This window comes from Pseudoselenomonas ruminantium (assembly GCF_900104055.1).
Taxonomy (GTDB): domain Bacteria; phylum Bacillota; class Negativicutes; order Selenomonadales; family Selenomonadaceae; genus Selenomonas_A; species Selenomonas_A ruminantium_C.
In genome coordinates, this window is record NZ_FNJQ01000020.1 from 50,296 (window position 1) to 65,690 (window position 15,395).

At 49.1% G+C, this 15,395-nt stretch carries 12 protein-coding genes; 5 read left to right on the forward strand and 7 right to left on the reverse strand.

Annotated features, from left to right (window positions below):
- Nucleotides 1-73 precede the first annotated feature (73 nt).
- The 3 genes from BLQ59_RS09370 to BLQ59_RS09380 form a co-directional block, all read right to left on the reverse strand.
- The gene (locus tag BLQ59_RS09370; RefSeq protein WP_074572671.1) at nucleotides 74-1,156 is read right to left on the reverse strand and encodes a haloacid dehalogenase-like hydrolase; all 1,083 of its coding nucleotides are present in this window, start codon (nucleotides 1,154-1,156) and stop codon (nucleotides 74-76) included.
- 114 nt (nucleotides 1,157-1,270) lie between these two features.
- Nucleotides 1,271-2,776 (reverse strand): NAD-dependent dihydropyrimidine dehydrogenase subunit PreA, encoded by a 1,506-nt coding sequence (preA, locus tag BLQ59_RS09375; protein WP_074572672.1) that lies wholly within the window; start codon nucleotides 2,774-2,776, stop codon nucleotides 1,271-1,273.
- Between the two features lie 106 nt (nucleotides 2,777-2,882).
- Nucleotides 2,883-3,818, reverse strand: a complete 936-nt coding sequence (locus BLQ59_RS09380) for a LysR family transcriptional regulator (protein ID WP_074572673.1) — start codon at nucleotides 3,816-3,818, stop codon at nucleotides 2,883-2,885.
- Between the two features lie 138 nt (nucleotides 3,819-3,956).
- On the opposite strand from BLQ59_RS09380, the gene BLQ59_RS09385 reads away from it, so the two are divergent.
- Complete coding sequence (locus tag BLQ59_RS09385) at nucleotides 3,957-4,667, forward strand: cysteate racemase (protein ID WP_074572675.1); 711 nt, start codon at nucleotides 3,957-3,959, stop codon at nucleotides 4,665-4,667.
- A gap of 87 nt (nucleotides 4,668-4,754) precedes the next feature.
- Here the strand turns inward: BLQ59_RS09385 and BLQ59_RS09390 are convergent, their stop codons facing one another.
- Entirely contained in the window at nucleotides 4,755-5,663 is a 909-nt protein-coding gene (locus BLQ59_RS09390) for an alpha/beta hydrolase family protein (protein ID WP_014425919.1), read from the reverse strand.
- Between the two features lie 59 nt (nucleotides 5,664-5,722).
- On the reverse strand, nucleotides 5,723-6,625 hold the full coding sequence (locus tag BLQ59_RS09395; RefSeq protein ID WP_074572676.1) for a LysR family transcriptional regulator: 903 nt from the start codon (nucleotides 6,623-6,625) through the stop codon (nucleotides 5,723-5,725).
- Between the two features lie 192 nt (nucleotides 6,626-6,817).
- On the opposite strand from BLQ59_RS09395, the gene BLQ59_RS09400 reads away from it, so the two are divergent.
- The 3 genes from BLQ59_RS09400 to BLQ59_RS09410 are packed head-to-tail and all read left to right on the forward strand — an operon-like array spanning nucleotide 6,818 to nucleotide 10,636.
- The gene (locus BLQ59_RS09400; protein ID WP_014425917.1) at nucleotides 6,818-7,951 is read left to right on the forward strand and encodes a M20 family metallopeptidase; all 1,134 of its coding nucleotides are present in this window, start codon (nucleotides 6,818-6,820) and stop codon (nucleotides 7,949-7,951) included.
- A 16-nt stretch (nucleotides 7,952-7,967) separates the two neighbouring features.
- A complete protein-coding gene (gene dcuC, locus BLQ59_RS09405; protein ID WP_074572678.1) occupies nucleotides 7,968-9,323 on the forward strand; it encodes a C4-dicarboxylate transporter DcuC in 1,356 nt (451 codons plus the stop codon).
- 32 nt (nucleotides 9,324-9,355) lie between these two features.
- Nucleotides 9,356-10,636, forward strand: a complete 1,281-nt coding sequence (locus BLQ59_RS09410) for an S-layer homology domain-containing protein (protein ID WP_014425915.1) — start codon at nucleotides 9,356-9,358, stop codon at nucleotides 10,634-10,636.
- Nucleotides 10,637-10,706: 70 nt separating this feature from the next.
- Here the strand turns inward: BLQ59_RS09410 and BLQ59_RS09415 are convergent, their stop codons facing one another.
- Together BLQ59_RS09415 and BLQ59_RS09420 are read right to left on the reverse strand one after the other, a co-directional pair.
- A complete protein-coding gene (locus BLQ59_RS09415) occupies nucleotides 10,707-13,898 on the reverse strand; it encodes an AAA family ATPase (RefSeq protein WP_074572679.1) in 3,192 nt (1,063 codons plus the stop codon).
- A 14-nt stretch (nucleotides 13,899-13,912) separates the two neighbouring features.
- On the reverse strand, nucleotides 13,913-15,064 hold the full coding sequence (locus tag BLQ59_RS09420) for an exonuclease SbcCD subunit D (RefSeq protein ID WP_074572681.1): 1,152 nt from the start codon (nucleotides 15,062-15,064) through the stop codon (nucleotides 13,913-13,915).
- Between the two features lie 137 nt (nucleotides 15,065-15,201).
- On the opposite strand from BLQ59_RS09420, the gene BLQ59_RS09425 reads away from it, so the two are divergent.
- Nucleotides 15,202-15,395 (forward strand): helix-turn-helix domain-containing protein (locus BLQ59_RS09425; RefSeq protein WP_143005282.1); only part of this gene is annotated, 194 nt, incomplete at its 3' end.

The following is a 15,395-nucleotide window of genomic DNA, read 5'->3' on the forward strand; positions in this document are numbered from 1 at the left end:
TACCCCTTGAGCAATAATGATATGCTCAAGGGGGACCTGTTATATGTTTTGTTTCACGTGCAACAATAGTGCTTTATTTGGTTCTGGTTACATTGTCACCATAGATGGTCTTGAAATCATCACGCATGGAAACCGGAATCCAGCCGTATTTTTCGCAGGAAGCCCGCATCTTGTCGGCTTTTTTCTGGTTGCCCAGTTCGCGTTCCGTGTCATCGCAGAGCAGGGAGAAGGCGAGGGCCTTGTATTTGTTGTTCGTGATGGTGTAGTTGAACATGCTGCCGTCACCGGAGCTGTTGCCGAAGGCCAGGACCGGCTGTTTGCCGATTTCGCGGGCGATATTGGATACCTTGTTCATCTTGACGTCTTTGAGGGTGAATTCGCCGCGGATGACTTCATCGTCTTTGCGATAGAGGTAGTCAAGTCCATCGGTATCGCCCTGATGGGATGCCAGATTCCAAACATCGGTACCGATGATATTGTCTTTCTCGATCGGCATGATGCCATCGGTCAGGATGCGCAGGGCCTGACGGTCAGAGCCGGATACTACGAAAATCTTGAATTTATTGGCGTTCAGATAGGAAACGACCTCGACCATCGGCAGATAGAAGGAGTCGCCGCGTTTGAGATTGTTCATGCCTTCAGCCGGCGTCTGCATGAATTTCTTCACATAGGCTTCATATTCCGGCAAGGTCATACCAGCAAATACGGAGGCCTGGGATTTTGCCTCTTTGCGTTCCATATCTTCGGGCAGGGAGCCCTTGTCAATTGCAGCTTTTACGACTTTTGCATATTCACGGTCTTCTTTTTTCGGCGTGAAAGTAGGATCGTTGAGTGCTCTTTCCAGATACATCATCCACTCGAAATAGGATGGCGTGGTTTCGCAGATCAATGTGCCGTCCAAATCAAATACGGCGATACGGTCTTCCACGGGAATGAAGTTCTTGCTCTTGGGGTTGGTTACGTCTTTTACATAATTGGTGAGAGCCTGATAGGACTTCGCATCTTTGTTCCAATACTTGAAGTTTGTGCCCTTTTGGTTTACAGAAATCTGAGCCAGCTCGGCGCGGGTAGCGGCTTCCGTGCTCGGTGCACCAGCCATGAATCCAAAACCGAGAGTTGCTGCCAATACGGCTGCACAGAGTTTCTTGCTACGCATAAAAAAATACCTCCCCATAAAAATCTGTGAACATTACACGCTTGTCTTATTCGCGATGCAGGTGCCAAAATCCTTGTGGGTGAAAAAAATTTTACTTTGTTGCACGTGAAACATTTATTTCGGGCGGGCGATGCGTTTGCCTGCTGGCCGGATTGCTTTGGCTGGGCAGATCAGGATGCAGAGGTGACAGCCCACACATTTTGCACCGTTCAGGATGGGCTGGCGTTTATCATTGAGTTGGATAGCCTGATGACCGCCATCGGCGCAGGAGATTTCACAGCGTCCGCAGCCAAGGCATTTTGCGTGGTCAAATTTGGGGAAAAGGATGGTATCTCGTTCGAGGACGTCCGTTGATTCGCTGACTGATGCCAGACCATGGCCAATGATGTCTCCGACATGCTGGACGCCTTTTTCATGGAGAAAATAGGTGAGGCCGGTTTTTAGGTCATCGATGATCCGATAGCCATATTGCATCACGGCAGTGGTTATCTGGATGGAACCGGCGCCCAGTGCCAGATATTCCAGTGCATCATGCCAGGTTTCGACGCCGCCCATGCCGGAGATATGCATCCCCTGGAGCGCCGGATTCTTGCCTAACTCTGCGATAAAGCGCAAGCCGATGGGCTTTACGGCATTGCCACTGTAGCCGCCTACGGCCGAAACACCATGGACTGCCGGGCTGGAAACAAAGGTGTGCGGATTGACGCCCATGATGCTTTTGATGGTGTTGATGGCGGCGAGCCCGTCTGCGCCGCCGCGTTTGGCTGCTTCAGCTGCAGGATTCATGGAGGCGACATTGGGGGTGAGTTTGGCCAGCACGGGAATCTTGACTTTGCGTTTGGCTGCCGCGGTAAAGCGTTCCACCAGGTCCGGGACTTGTCCGATATCGGAACCTAAGCCGCCTTCCATCATATTGGGACAGGAGAAGTTCAGCTCAATGGCATCGGCACCGTTTTCCTGACAGGTATAAGCCAGCTCCGTCCATTCATTTTCATCCTGCCCCATGATGGAAGCCAGGATCACCTTATGCGGATAGTTCTTCTTTAACTGCCGGAAGATGGCCATATTCTCCGGCACACTGTGGTCGGAGAGCTGTTCAATATTCTTGAAACCGATGATGCTGCCATCGCCGCCATCAATCGCGGAAAAGCGGGGCGAGGCTTCGTGGATGTCCATGGTACAGATGGTCTTGAAGGCCGCACCTGCCCAGCCTGCTTCGAAGGCTCGGGCGCACATGTCATAGGTGCTGGCGACAACCGAGGAGGAAAGCAGGAAGGGATTTTCCAATGGGATGCCGCAGATTTCCGTGCGCAGTACATTTTCATTTTCAGGATACTTCCCATCCAGTTGCGGGCGAACCTCTGCGACCAGCCGGGAGAGCAACTGGCGGATAGGGACTTCACGGGAACGTACGCAGGCATATTCGCAGGGGGCCGGGCAGTTAAGGCAGGGCGGTACTGCAGAAATCTTCAAGGCTGCGCAATCCTCATTGTCAAAATAAATGGAGCGCAGCAGATGGGACGGGGAGATATTTTCGGGGCAGGCACGGTCACAGGGAGCATTGTGGCAAAGGGCACATTTGAGCATGTCTTTGCGCATTAAGATGTTTTCCAGCTTCATAATGCAACTCCTTTCTGTCGAAATACCGGACGTTACGATACTTGGGGTATATCTTTTATATATTCGACATAAGTAAGGAGATTCCTATTTTGTTGCACGTGAAACATTAGACGGCGGCAAATTGTGCAACGCTCTCCCAAAAAGCTTGAATGGCTTTGGGATGATAACTGCTGCGCGGAATCGCAATGAAGATTTCCCGCTGCAATAATGGATGCTCCAGCAGATAATAGTTCAAGCTGTCATTCGGTGCGGCCATGCGGATCAGAGTGTCGGTCAGGAAGGTGGCGCCTAAGCCTGCTGCCGCCATATGATAGGCAGTCATCAGCTGGTTGAGATAGAGCCGGACATGGGGCGTAATCTCGGCCTCGCGAAAGAGTTCCATGGTCCGGCGGTACATATCATTGCCCTTGCCGAGCAACAGGAAGGGAACTTCGGCGAAATGCTGCAGGCTGGAGGCGGCTGATCCTGCCTGCAAATGTTTGCCGGCAATGATTTCCTGCTGGGAAAAAGCCCTTTCCTGTTCTATGGCAAAGGTCTTGGGCACTGCCAGCATGATCCTGTCCGTAAAGAAGGTCAGGGATTCGAATTCTTTGGTGTTGCATTCGCCGCTGTCGATGACAAGGTCAATGTTGCCCTGCTTGAGGCCGGCAAATAATTCGGCACTGCTGGATTCGATTACGGAAATATGGATGTTGGGATGCTGTTCATTGAACTGTTTGATCAGGCGGGGCAGGAAGCAGGCCGTTACGAAATTTGTGCCGCCAATCACCAGACTGCCGCTTTCGAGTTCGGCCAGGTCGTTGACAAAGCGCTGGAGGTTCTTCTGGATCTGAAAGATCTTTTCAGCAGCTTCGATGTAGGCCTGTCCGGCATCAGTAAGTCTTAGCGGGGAATGGGAGCGGTCGAAGATGGGCAGACCGAGTTCTCCTTCCACTTTCTTGACTGCTGCCGATAGGGCAGGCTGCGTCATAAAGAGTTTCTTGGCGGCGGCAGAAAAGCTTTTCTCTTCGTATACGGTATAGACGTATTCCATACCTGTCATCGCAATCACCTCATATATAAAATATTTTTATATTGTATATATAGTTATATGTATTTGCTTATATTCTACGGCAGTGTTATGCTTTAAGCAAGATGAACGTACGCAAATCTTCTTGAGAAAATACGAGGAGTGAGCAATATGAAGACAATCGGCATTATGGGTGGCATGGGGCCAATGGCAACGGTGGATCTGATGCGAAAAATCATCATGGCGACACCAGCCAGATGTGATCAGGAACATATCCCCATGCTCGTGGATAATAACTGTACGATTCCCGACCGCACCCGAGCCATTAAGGGCTTGGGCGCATCCCCGGCACCGGAGATGGTGAAGACGGCCAAGCGTTTGATGATGGCCGGTGCGGATTTCATCATCATCGCCTGCAATACAGCCCATTATTTCCTGCCGGAAATCCTGCCGCAGATCACGATTCCGGTGTTATCCATCATCGATGTGACGATTGCCAGCGCCTGGGAAAAAGGCTATCGCAGTGTCGGCCTGCTGGCAACCAGCGGAACTATCAGCACGGGGCTTTATCAGGATGGCTTGGAGGCCAAAGGCATCCAATGCATTGCGCCGTCTGCAGAAAAGCAGCATCTGATCGATGATTTGATCTATGATGGTGTCAAGTCCACAAATAAGGCTTACGATACGACAGCGGTTAGGGAGCTGCTGAAGGAAATGCAGGCGCAGGGCGCTGAGGCCTTTATTCTTGGCTGTACGGAAGTGCCTGTGGCTGTAGATATGTATGGGCTGGAGGGCACATTTATTGACTCCACTGATGAGCTGGCCAAGGCGGCTGTTAAATTTGCCAAGATGGAAGCTACGGATGGAACCATGATTGCATAATGTCGTCTATATGTTGCACGTGAAACAATCCCCTGCAAGCAGAGTCCTTGCAGGGGATTGTTCGTGTGTAAAATGTTGTAAGGGGGATTAGCGGGCAAGTTTTTCAATAAGGGGGATTGCACCTTTTGCCATACCCGTACCGTCATGGCCGACGCCAGGTACTGTAATCAGCTGCCAGTTAAACTTTAAGTCCAAACTGGTGGCTTTTTCTTGTGCATTTTTATAGAAGTTATGTCCGCGTTCCAAACGATTTTGACCTTGTGCATCTGCTTCGGGGGTTTTGCGCAGAGCTCCTGAACGAAGTGTATCATTTTCACCTAAGAGAATGACAACTGGTTTAGTAAAGGCATTACGGAAATTTTCCTTCGTCAGATTCAGTCCTTTTATGCCATAGGAGTAAGGAATGCTTTCATCGGGCATGGTGTACCAGCCTGAATTGGCCGCAATGATGAGGTCAGCAGAGGTACCTTTGTTTAAAAGCACATAACGGTGAACGAGTTGAGCACCAGCAGAGTGACCATAGATGATGACACGGCTTTTCTTAGCGTTAGCCTGTTTTTTGGTTTCTTTGATGATGTTATCGATTACTGGGAAAATCCACTGTTTTGTTGGCTGTATGTTTCCACCTGTATTGTCGTTGTCGATAACGTTACCGAAGTTGTAATAACGCACGCCGGGAAATTTACTTTCGGTGAATTCTGGACAGGCGATGAGGAAATTATGCTTTTCCGCATATTCCTTCCAGCCTTGACAGTATTCTTCCGCATTGCGCTTCAGTCCGTGAAAGACGACGACAATGGGGCGGCCGTCTTGCCAGGCGGCTGGCTTGTAGGTATATACCTTTAGTGAATCGGTAGTGGCGCCAGCCGTTTCAGCCATGGAAAAATCACTTAGACCGGTGGGGAGTGGCTGTTTTTGTGCATGAACATCGTGAGATGGCAAAAGGATGCACGTTAATAACAGCAGCAACCCCATAAGTAGAGAACGACCCTTCATTAAAAAGCACTCCTTTCAAGGGTGATATAAATAATATTCTAACGGTAAGAATCTGCTATTTATGCTTCATCCTGACCGTAGTTTGTACGGATATATTCCCAGAATTTATCGACCAACGGTGGATGTTTTTCTTCCCGCCGTCTTACCATAGCAATGTGCTTGTAAAAGGGCTCTGTTAAAGCGCGGGATACAACATCAGCATGGTGGTTGAAATAGGTCAAACCACTTTCCGAAATCAGACTGACACCTAATCCAGAGTGGACGAGGTCAATTCGCTGGCCGGGTGTATTGCAGTAAGTAACGATATTCGGGGTGAAGCCTGCTTTCTGACAGACTGCCATAAAGACGTCATAGGAAACATTTTCGGCCGTAGGGAAGATGAAATTTTCGCTCTGCAAGTCTTTTAGGTTTATTTGTGCATGATTTGCCAGCGGATGGGCTGGTGGGAGAATAACCATAAACGGTTCATGCTGCAAGGAGAGGAGTTCAAATTCCGCTGTGGATAATTCGTCGGGGACAGCCATAATGGCAATGTCTACTTCGTGATTGCCCAGCATATGGCAGAGTTTCTTACTAAGACAATTGGTTAGGGAAAATTGCATCTGTGGGGAGATTTCGGTATTGAATTTGGAAAATATGTCTGTGAGGGGGAGTTTTCCCAGACCTGTAATCACGCCAACGTGTAAAGTTCCTTGATTGTCGCGGGAATAATGCTGCATTTGCAGCTCAAGATGATTGATATCGGATATTATTTTTTGGGCGCAGCGGTAAAATTCTTCACCAGCTGGAGTTAATGTAATGGGATGTGAAATGCGGTCAAGAAGTTTAACCCCTAAATCCTCTTCGAGTTTGTTTATTTGCTGCGATAGAGCAGACTGGGAGACAAAGAGTTGTTTCGCTGCTTTGGTAAAGTGGTGTGATTCTGCTACCGCCATAAAATACTGTATTTGCCGCAAGAGCATGACGCATCACCTTTCTGCGTTTTTTCGATTTCGCCATCATTATATACTGTTTTTTCATGTTTTGTCCAATTAGATTGGCTAATAAATTTAGAAGTATTGCGAATTTTACATTTAGTCTAGCAAATATTATGATAATGATGTGGCCATGACATTTTGTTTTACCAAAGAATATTTTACAGGAGGTAGTTGGGTATGGAGCTGGAAAAACAGCGCTATCTGGACGAACTAGCCAAGCTCGTTAATATCGACAGCGTTTCCTCTGAGCCAGAAGGTGCCGGTAAGATTGCTGCTTTTATGAAGGAAAAGTATGAATCGCTCGGCTGGCTGGCCGAAGAAGTCAGGTTGTCACCGACCATTGCACCTTGTCTGCGCATTGTCAATCGAGAGGCTGACCATTATGATGTATTGGTACTTGCGCATATGGATACCGTATTTCCTTTGGGAACAGCAGCTAAACGTCCTTTTACAATCGATGGAAATCGCGCCTATGGTCCTGGGGTAATCGATTGTAAGGCGGGGATGCTGAGCGGTTTTTACGCATTGGCCAATTTACAGGCACGGGGCGTTTTGCAAGAAGCCTCTATATGTGTGTTTCTCAACAGTGACCACGAGGGCATAAGTTCAAGGTATTCGGCAGTGTATTCTACGGAACTGGCCAGAAAAAGCCGCTACGTTCTTGTCCTGGAAGCTGGCCGTGCCAATGGAAATTTGGTTCATAAACGCAAAGGGATTGCCAGATACCATATCAATATCAAAGGGGTAGCGGCACATGCAGGGGTGGATTATCAGGCCGGTAGAAATGCCGTTGAGGAATTGGCCCATTGGATTATCGCCCTGCAGTCCGCCACGGATTTTACTAAGGAGACTACGGTAAATGTAGGCAAGGTCTGGGGCGGTACTGGCATAAGCGCCGTACCAGGAGAAGCCGGTGCCGAGGTTGATGTACGCTATTATGACAAGGCCGAAATAGAGCGTGTGTCTGGGGTTATGAAAGCATTACATAATCAGCCGCATGTAGAGGGAACGGCAGCTGCCGTGGAAGGTGGCATAACAAGACCGCCGATGCTTCCTACGGAAAAAACCATGGAGCTTTGCCGGCGCATTGATGAAATTGGGCAGGAAATCGGTGTCGATTTTGGCTGGACTGCCAGCGGTGGCGGTTCTGATGGCAGCTTTGCTGCAGCTGGTGGAACGCCGACCATTGATGGCTTAGGGCCAGTGGGCGGCGGTGCCCATAGTGAGGGTGAATATCTGGAAATCGATAGCATTATTCCCCGCTATGAGCTATTATGCCGGATTATACAGCATATTATCGGTTCGCGGTAAAAGAGGAGGAGAGCTTATGTTAGCGTTGGCCTTGGCTTTCGTAACGACTGTGGTTGTGGCCTACATGATCCTAAAAAAGAAAAATGCACAAACGGTGCTCTTTGCCGGGGGCATTTTCTTGATGGCGATGACCATTCTGCTGGGATATCCATTATTGGATGCAAAGAAAACAACGGGGATGGTCTGGTTTGATATCTTTAAGTTTATCGAGGATACGTTTAGTTCCCGTGCAGCCGGTATAGGTTTGCTCATTATGGCTGTCGGTGGCTTTGCCAAATATATGGAGCATATCGGCGCCAGCCGGGTTTTGGTTCATCTGTCCGCCAAGCCGCTTAGCATGCTGAAATCTCCCTATTTGTTGCTGGCCGTAAGCTATGTGGTGGGACAGCTGTTAAATATCGTTATTCCGAGTGCCGCAGGGTTATGTGTGTTGCTGATGGCTACTTTGTATCCGGTCCTCATTAGCTTGGGCGTCAGCCGCTTATCGGCAGCGGCCGTTATTGCCACCGCACCTTGTTTGGATTTGGGGCCGGCTTCTGGTACCGCTGTGTTTGCTGCGAAAACTGCAGGTTTGGATGTCGCAGATTATTTCGTTGGTGAGCAGATTCCTATCGCCGTGGTGACGATTTTGGCTATTGCGGTAACGCATTTTGTGGTTCAGCGTTGGTTTGACCGACGGGATGGTATCGAGGCTAAGTCCATGGAATTTGTCGCTGTGGAAAAGGATGATTCCCTGCCGCCAGCGATTTATGTGATTTTGCCGTTGGTACCCATTGGGTTGGTGCTCGTATTCAGCAAGCTGTGTATCACGACAATAAAAATGCCCGTGGTAACTGCGATGATTATCAGCATTGCTTTGGCGATGCTGTTTGAGTTGCTTCGGACGCGTGATGTAAAGACGGTGTTTGACAGCATAAAGGTCTTCTTTGATGGCATGGGCAAGATTTTTGCTACGGTCATTACGTTGATTGTAGCCGGTGAGACCTTTGCTTTTGGCTTGATGAAAATCGGGGCAGTGGACATGATTATCAGCGGTGCACAAAGCTCTGGCTTCGGAGCGGCTGGGATTACTCTGGTTATGGTGATGATTGTAACGGTATCGGCGGTCATTATGGGTTCAGGTAATGCACCCTTTTATTCCTTTGGTGCTTTGGTGCCGGATATTGCCGCGAAGCTGGCAATTTTACCGGCCGCGATGATAACGCCGATGCAGATGGCTTCCAGCATTGCCCGCAGCGCTTCGCCGATTACGGCAGCAGTAGTTGCTGTGGCTGGTGTAGCAGATGTGTCGCCTGTGGATGTCGTAAAACGGACGGCCATTCCTATGCTCGTGGCTTTGGTTACGTCCTTTGTTATGTCAGTTCTGGTGTGATTCATATTTTCGATTAAAGAGGAGTGCAGGTTATGAAAAAAACAGTTTTATCCATGCTGTCCGCTGGTCTGGTAATGGGCGCAGCTACCGGTGTCAGCGCCGCTGCCAATCCTTTTTCGGATGTACCAGCAGACCACTGGGCATACGATGCCATAGCGACACTGGCTGCGGATGGGGTTATCGAAGGTTATGGTGATGGCAGCTATCAGGGAGCGCGCAACATCACTCGCTACGAAATGGCGCAGATGGTGGCTAAGGCCATGGCCAAAGATAAGGGCAGTGCAGCTGACAAAGGTCTTGTGGATAAGCTGGCAGCTGAGTTTGCTGAGGAATTAAATAATTTTGGTGTACGTGTGACCAATTTAGAGCGAAATGCGGATCTGGTAAAGTGGTCAGGGGAAGCGCGTTATACCTACACCAGCCAGCGAACAGAGGACAACAAGGGCAAGATGAGTGATTCCACTTCAGAAGCGTTTTTATTGCGTCTTGAGCCTAAGGCGCAGGTCAATAAGAATTGGAACGTACATGCACGCTTGGATTCAACCGTTGATGTGCGGGAAGACAGCACAGATAATGTGGCCTTAAAACGGCTCTGGGCGCAGGGAAATTATAAGAACTTCAATGTGAAGATAGGGCGCATTCCAGATACGACAAATTATGACAAGAATTTGATGTTTTTCACACAATTATCCGGTGTTGAGGTAAACTATGGCCAGAAGGTCAAGGTACAGGCTCGTGCAGGCCGTATAAATAAGGATAATCTGCGCTATGATGAAGCATTGAAACGGGCAACGAAACGCAAGATTAGCGAGGATGTGGCCAGCATCCAAAGCTTAGCGGTAACGGTTAGTCCGGGAAAGCTGTCTTTGACGGGAGCATATTATCATTTTAAGAGTGGGATGTTTAAGGATACGTTTTACAGCAAAGGTGCTAATGAAGAAAATGCGCATATCTGGGAAGGTGCAGCAACTTACCGCTTCGACAAGAATGTATCCTTAACGGGTGCTTATATGCAGAATACCGCCGCAGATTACTATAAGCGTTCAGGACTCGTGCATCTTGCCTATAAGGGCGCCAATAAATTGCATCAGGGTTCATGGGGGGCTTATCTCTCGTATCGTCATCAAGGCGGCAATACCTCCATGTATCCGTCCTGCGATGGTGCTTTCTATAATACCAAGGGTATAGAAGTGGGCGCCCAGTATACCATTTTGCCTAATGTTCAGGCAAAGGCAATCTATTTTAACGGCAAGCAGTTGGAAAATGACCGCAAAGCAGAAAAACTGTTCGGCCGAGTGGAATATTGGTTCTGATTATATCGTTTTATCTTTATGTTGCACGTGAAACAAGGCCCTGCAAGCGATTGGCTAGCAGGGCCTTGTTTCAGCTGATTTGCCATGTTACATGGCTGCCTTTTTCGTTTTTGCGGACGATAAGCTGGTTGTCGATTTCCTGTTTGAGCTCCGTTACATGGGAGATAATGCCGATGAGCTTGTCACCGCCGGAAAGGCGTTTGAGCACTTTGATGGCTTGGTTGCGGGAGTGGTCGTCAAGGGAACCGAAGCCTTCATCGATAAACATGATATCGAGGTTAATGGCGGCGGTGTTGGCCTGAATCTGGTCGGCAAGACCCAGGGCTAACGACAGAGCTGCCATAAAGGATTCACCGCCTGAGAGGGTTTTGATATCCCGCTCCTGACCGGTGACGGTGGAGTAAACCCGGAGGTCGAGACCGCGATTCTTGCCTTGCCCCGCATCTTCCACAGGCATCAGGCGCAATTCAAATTGTCCGGCGGACATCTCAGCAAAGCGGTAATTGGCGGCCAGAAGGATTTGCTGAAGATAATGGCGCTGGACGAAGGTTTCAATATCCATACGGCTGCCTTTCATTTTACCGGAGAGGCGGTTGTAGAGACCTTCGATGCGGGCCGCTGTGGCAATTTTGCTGTTGCGGGAACTCAGTAATTCCTGTAGTATTTGCGCAGTTTCTTCATTGCGCTGCCGCATTTGCTGAACGCGTTTGCGTTTTGCATCTAACTCCTGCCATTGCTTATTCAGTGTATCCTGCGCCGTGGCAAGTGCGGTCAGGTCTGGCCGCTTTTGGTCATTGATGTTTTTGAGTTGGGCTTCTTTTTGCCCCAGGATTCCCTGATAAACTGCCTTATACTTTTGATAGCCTTGTTGTTTTGCTTCGCCATCTTGAGCGGTGTATTCTGCAACCAGGGACTGCCATTGTGCTTCAGTCAGTTTTTTGGCGCTGCGTGTTTTTTGATATTCGGCAAAGGCCGTTTCCTTTTCGTGCGTTTGCTGGGGAAGCTTGCTCTGGCAATCCTTGATGATGGTTTCAGCTGCTTGCTGAGCTTTTTGCGCCAGGGAAACGGCGATTTCCGTTTCTTTGGCGGCTGCCTGTGCCTGTTGGAGTCGTTTTTGACCGGCCTGTAATTCTGCTTCTGCTGTGGCAAGTGATTCATAAGTTTGCTGGCCTTTGAGCGTTTCCAACTGACTGTTCAATGCCTGCCACTCGGTTTCCAGTTTTCTATGTGCCTGATCTGCTTCCAGTGCGGCGGTTTCCAGCTCTTTCAGTCTTGTCTCGCTGGTGGCGAGCTTTCCTTTGAGCGCATTGGCTTCATTGGCTTCCAGCGTATACTTTTGCAGCTTCTGTTGGATGATAGCCTGCCATTTATTCAGTTCTGCAGCAATGTCAGGCAGGCTGGTATCGGCAGATATCTTTGCTTCCTGCAGGCTGTTTATGAACTTTCCTTTGTTCGTTTGATATTGTTCTTCGAGGTTTCGGCAGGTGGCCAGTGCTTCACTAGCGCTTTGGGAGGCATTATTCCGTTGCGTGTTGAGGAGTCCAACTTTTTTTTGCCAGGTTTCTAGTTCCCCCCGTTCCAGCGGCTGTTCATCGGCGCTCAAAACATAAGGGTGAGGGTGAGTGGTAGAGCCGCATACCGGGCAGGGCGTGTCTGGTTTTAAATCAGCTGCTAGAAGACCGGCTTGGGCATTGAGGAAAATATGATGGGCATGTTCATATGATTTTTGTTCCTGCTGATATTTTGCCTCAGCCTGTTGGAAGCTTTTCTGGGCATTTGCTGCCGTTTCTTTGGCCCGGGACAGTTTTTGCTCCAAGGCTGCCAAGTCTGTTTTCTGTTGCTGCCATGCCTGTAGTTTTTCCTGCTTGGCGGACCATTCCTGCGCCTTGGCTTCGGCTGTTGATAGTTCCTGAAAGCGTTTATGCCAGAGATTTACCTCTGCTTTGAAGTCATTTAGGTCCTTTTGTGCAGTCGTGTTTTTGGCTTGTGCAGCAGCAGTTTTTGCCTTGGCTGCCGTACTGGCCTTTTCAGCAGCTGCGATGGCCGCGAATTTTTCTTTGGCTGCAGAAATTTTTGTCTGTAAGGCCGAATAGGCGGTTAATTCCTGCTTTTGTGTTTCCTGTGCGCCCTGATTTTTCTTACGTGCATCTTCTTCGGCCGTCTTTAGCTGGGGGAGGCGGGACGTTTCTTGTTCCATTTGAACGATCGTAGTTTGCAGGAGCTTTTCCTTGCCTGTGTAGATGTCATGGCTGGCTTTTATCTGGTAGGCATTCATAATGGCCTGCGCCAGCTGGGCATCTTTTTCCTGTTGGGGTTGTTGGTCCAGGAGTTCTTTTTCCTGCAGGCTGATCTTATCCAATTCCGCATAGGCGTCAGCCAGGATTTTCCCTGCCGTGTATGCGGCAATGCTTTTTTCCCGCTGGGCAGAGAGGGCGTCATTTTCTGTGTTGAGTTCTTTTTCCTGTTGGCGAAGCTCTTCACATAGTGGCGTGAGTTCTTCCAGCAGTTTTTCGATGGCGGCGATATTCGGTTTTTCGGCCTTGCGGATGGCTTTGGTAAGCTCTGCCAAGGGATGGTCAGCAGACAGGTCTTCCGGCAGCTGGATATCCTCAGCTTTTACTTTGCAGCGCAGCAGGAGTTTGTCCATTTCTGCCTGCGCGGCCTTATTGCGCTCCTTTAAATTATCTGTTATCCGCTGGAAAATATCGGTGTTGAACAATTTGCGGAAAATTTCTTTCTTGGTGGCGGAATCCGTGCGCAACAACTCCATGAATTCGCCTTGGGCGATCATGCCTACCTGCATGAACTGTTCTTTGGTCAGGCCGATGATTTCCTGCAGCTTGTTGTTGATTTCGTTATTCTTGCCATTAAAATCAGTGCCATCAGGCATGGTCAGCGAGATGCTTTCGTTGACCGGGATATCGCCACCCTTGCCGCGCTGGCGTTTGCGGAAATGGGCGGGAATGCGGTGGACGGTATAGATTTCCTCATTGCCGCCGTTCATTTCGCTGAAGGTCAGTTCGACAAAGGGTTCCACTTCTCGGCCGACAAATTGGCTTTGCAGGTCATTGCCGGTTTTTTTGTTGGTGTTGGAGCTGTTTTCACCATAAAGTGTATAGACCAGGGCATCGAAAATCGTAGTCTTGCCGGCGCCAGTATCACCTGTGACGAGAAAAAGACTTTGGCTGGGGCGGGTAAAATCAATGCTGGTTTTTTCGCCATAGGAGCCAAATGCTTGCAAAGTGAGTTTTATTGGTTTCATGCCAGGTCCTCCAATCAGCGTGCCACGTGTACTTCATTGATGATTTCGGTAAGCAGTTTTTCTTCTTCGCTGTCCATATCTTCTAAAAAATTTTTGCATAGCTCAAAGGGGGAGAGCATGTCCTGGGCGGTGACGCTGTTTTTGTAGTTAACCCGCTTCAGTCCCTCCCGCTGGATTTCCAAAAGATTAGGGAAAGCTTCCCGGAGTCTGTCCTGCATGTCGAATACATCGAGATCTTCTTTGTCGGTCAGGGTGATGCTGACATAATCATCGGAGGGCAGGGCGAGGATATTTTTCAGGGAGTCTTTTAATTTGCGTACGGCGCGTAGTGGCTTGAGTGGCAGGCGGTTAGTGATAATAGTACCCTTTTCCAAAAGTTCTACTTCAAGGATTCCCTTTTCTTGTTCCGCTTCACTAACCGAGCAGGCCAAAGGCGTACCGCAATAGCGATAACATTCCTGGCCGTTCAACCGTTGGGGCTTATGGATATGGCCCAGCGCTGCATAGTCGAACTGTTCCAGTATATCACCGTTGATGGAGTCGATATTGCCCACGGTGATGATTTCGGAATCGCTGCGGGCAATATCTTCAGCCGTGCCCCCAGTGGAGAGATAGAATTGATGACTGACGAGCACATTGCGCTGCGATGTATCGATTGTTTCACGTGCAACAAGGGCATGGAGGGTGTCATTATAGGACAGGTTATTGCCATTTTCATCCGTGCCGGTGATGGCTTTGACCATGGACGGTTTGACGAAGGGGAGCAGGTAGAAGTTGACCGGACCATATTCGTCAGTCAAAGTGACTTGCTCGATATACTCTTCAGGGGTCTGTGGCGGGAGCCCAATCATATGCAGATGATGGCGGGCGAGCAGGGAGCGGAAGACATTGACGCGCTGGGCACTGTCATGGTTGCCGGAAATCAGCATGATTTCGGCCTTTGGGACGGCATGGGCCAGACCTGTGATAAATTCATCAAACAGGGTGACAGCTTCGGCGGAAGGAATGGCCTTGTCATAGATATCTCCGGCAATCACGATGGCATCGGGCTGACGGTCCCCGGCGTATTGGATGATTTCGTTCAATATGTATTCCTGATCCTCTTTGAGGTCATGGTTGATCAGTTTCAAACCGATATGCAGATCGGAAAGATGAAAGACTTTCATTGCGGCACCTCCTGATAGTTATCCCTTACATTATACCGCAGTTTTTGCACATGAAAAAGCCAGCCCAAGGGGTGATATGCTCCCTATTAGGTAGACAGAAGAAATAATAAAACTGTCTGCTTGATAGGGAGCATTTTATGTACAAGAAGAGATTATCACCCGAAGAGAAAATCCACTTCATTGAAAAGTATAAACGTGGAGAGGGCAGTTATGCCTCCATAGCCGCGGATGCAGGCGTTGACAGCAGATCCTTCAGGCAATGGGTTCGTAACTATGATGCTTGCGGCCCGGATGTATTCTTCAAACGACATCATCAGCGCTATTCTGTTGA

Coding starts and splice junctions, on each gene's coding strand:
- BLQ59_RS09370 (WP_074572671.1), bottom strand. CDS start 1,156: ATGCGTAGCAAGAAACTCTGTGCAGCCGTATTGGCAGCAACTCTCGGT.
- preA (WP_074572672.1), bottom strand. CDS start 2,776: ATGAAGCTGGAAAACATCTTAATGCGCAAAGACATGCTCAAATGTGCC.
- BLQ59_RS09380 (WP_074572673.1), bottom strand. CDS start 3,818: ATGACAGGTATGGAATACGTCTATACCGTATACGAAGAGAAAAGCTTT.
- BLQ59_RS09385 (WP_074572675.1), top strand. CDS start 3,957: ATGAAGACAATCGGCATTATGGGTGGCATGGGGCCAATGGCAACGGTG.
- BLQ59_RS09390 (WP_014425919.1), bottom strand. CDS start 5,663: ATGAAGGGTCGTTCTCTACTTATGGGGTTGCTGCTGTTATTAACGTGC.
- BLQ59_RS09395 (WP_074572676.1), bottom strand. CDS start 6,625: ATGCTCTTGCGGCAAATACAGTATTTTATGGCGGTAGCAGAATCACAC.
- BLQ59_RS09400 (WP_014425917.1), top strand. CDS start 6,818: ATGGAGCTGGAAAAACAGCGCTATCTGGACGAACTAGCCAAGCTCGTT.
- dcuC (WP_074572678.1), top strand. CDS start 7,968: ATGTTAGCGTTGGCCTTGGCTTTCGTAACGACTGTGGTTGTGGCCTAC.
- BLQ59_RS09410 (WP_014425915.1), top strand. CDS start 9,356: ATGAAAAAAACAGTTTTATCCATGCTGTCCGCTGGTCTGGTAATGGGC.
- BLQ59_RS09415 (WP_074572679.1), bottom strand. CDS start 13,898: ATGAAACCAATAAAACTCACTTTGCAAGCATTTGGCTCCTATGGCGAA.
- BLQ59_RS09420 (WP_074572681.1), bottom strand. CDS start 15,064: ATGAAAGTCTTTCATCTTTCCGATCTGCATATCGGTTTGAAACTGATC.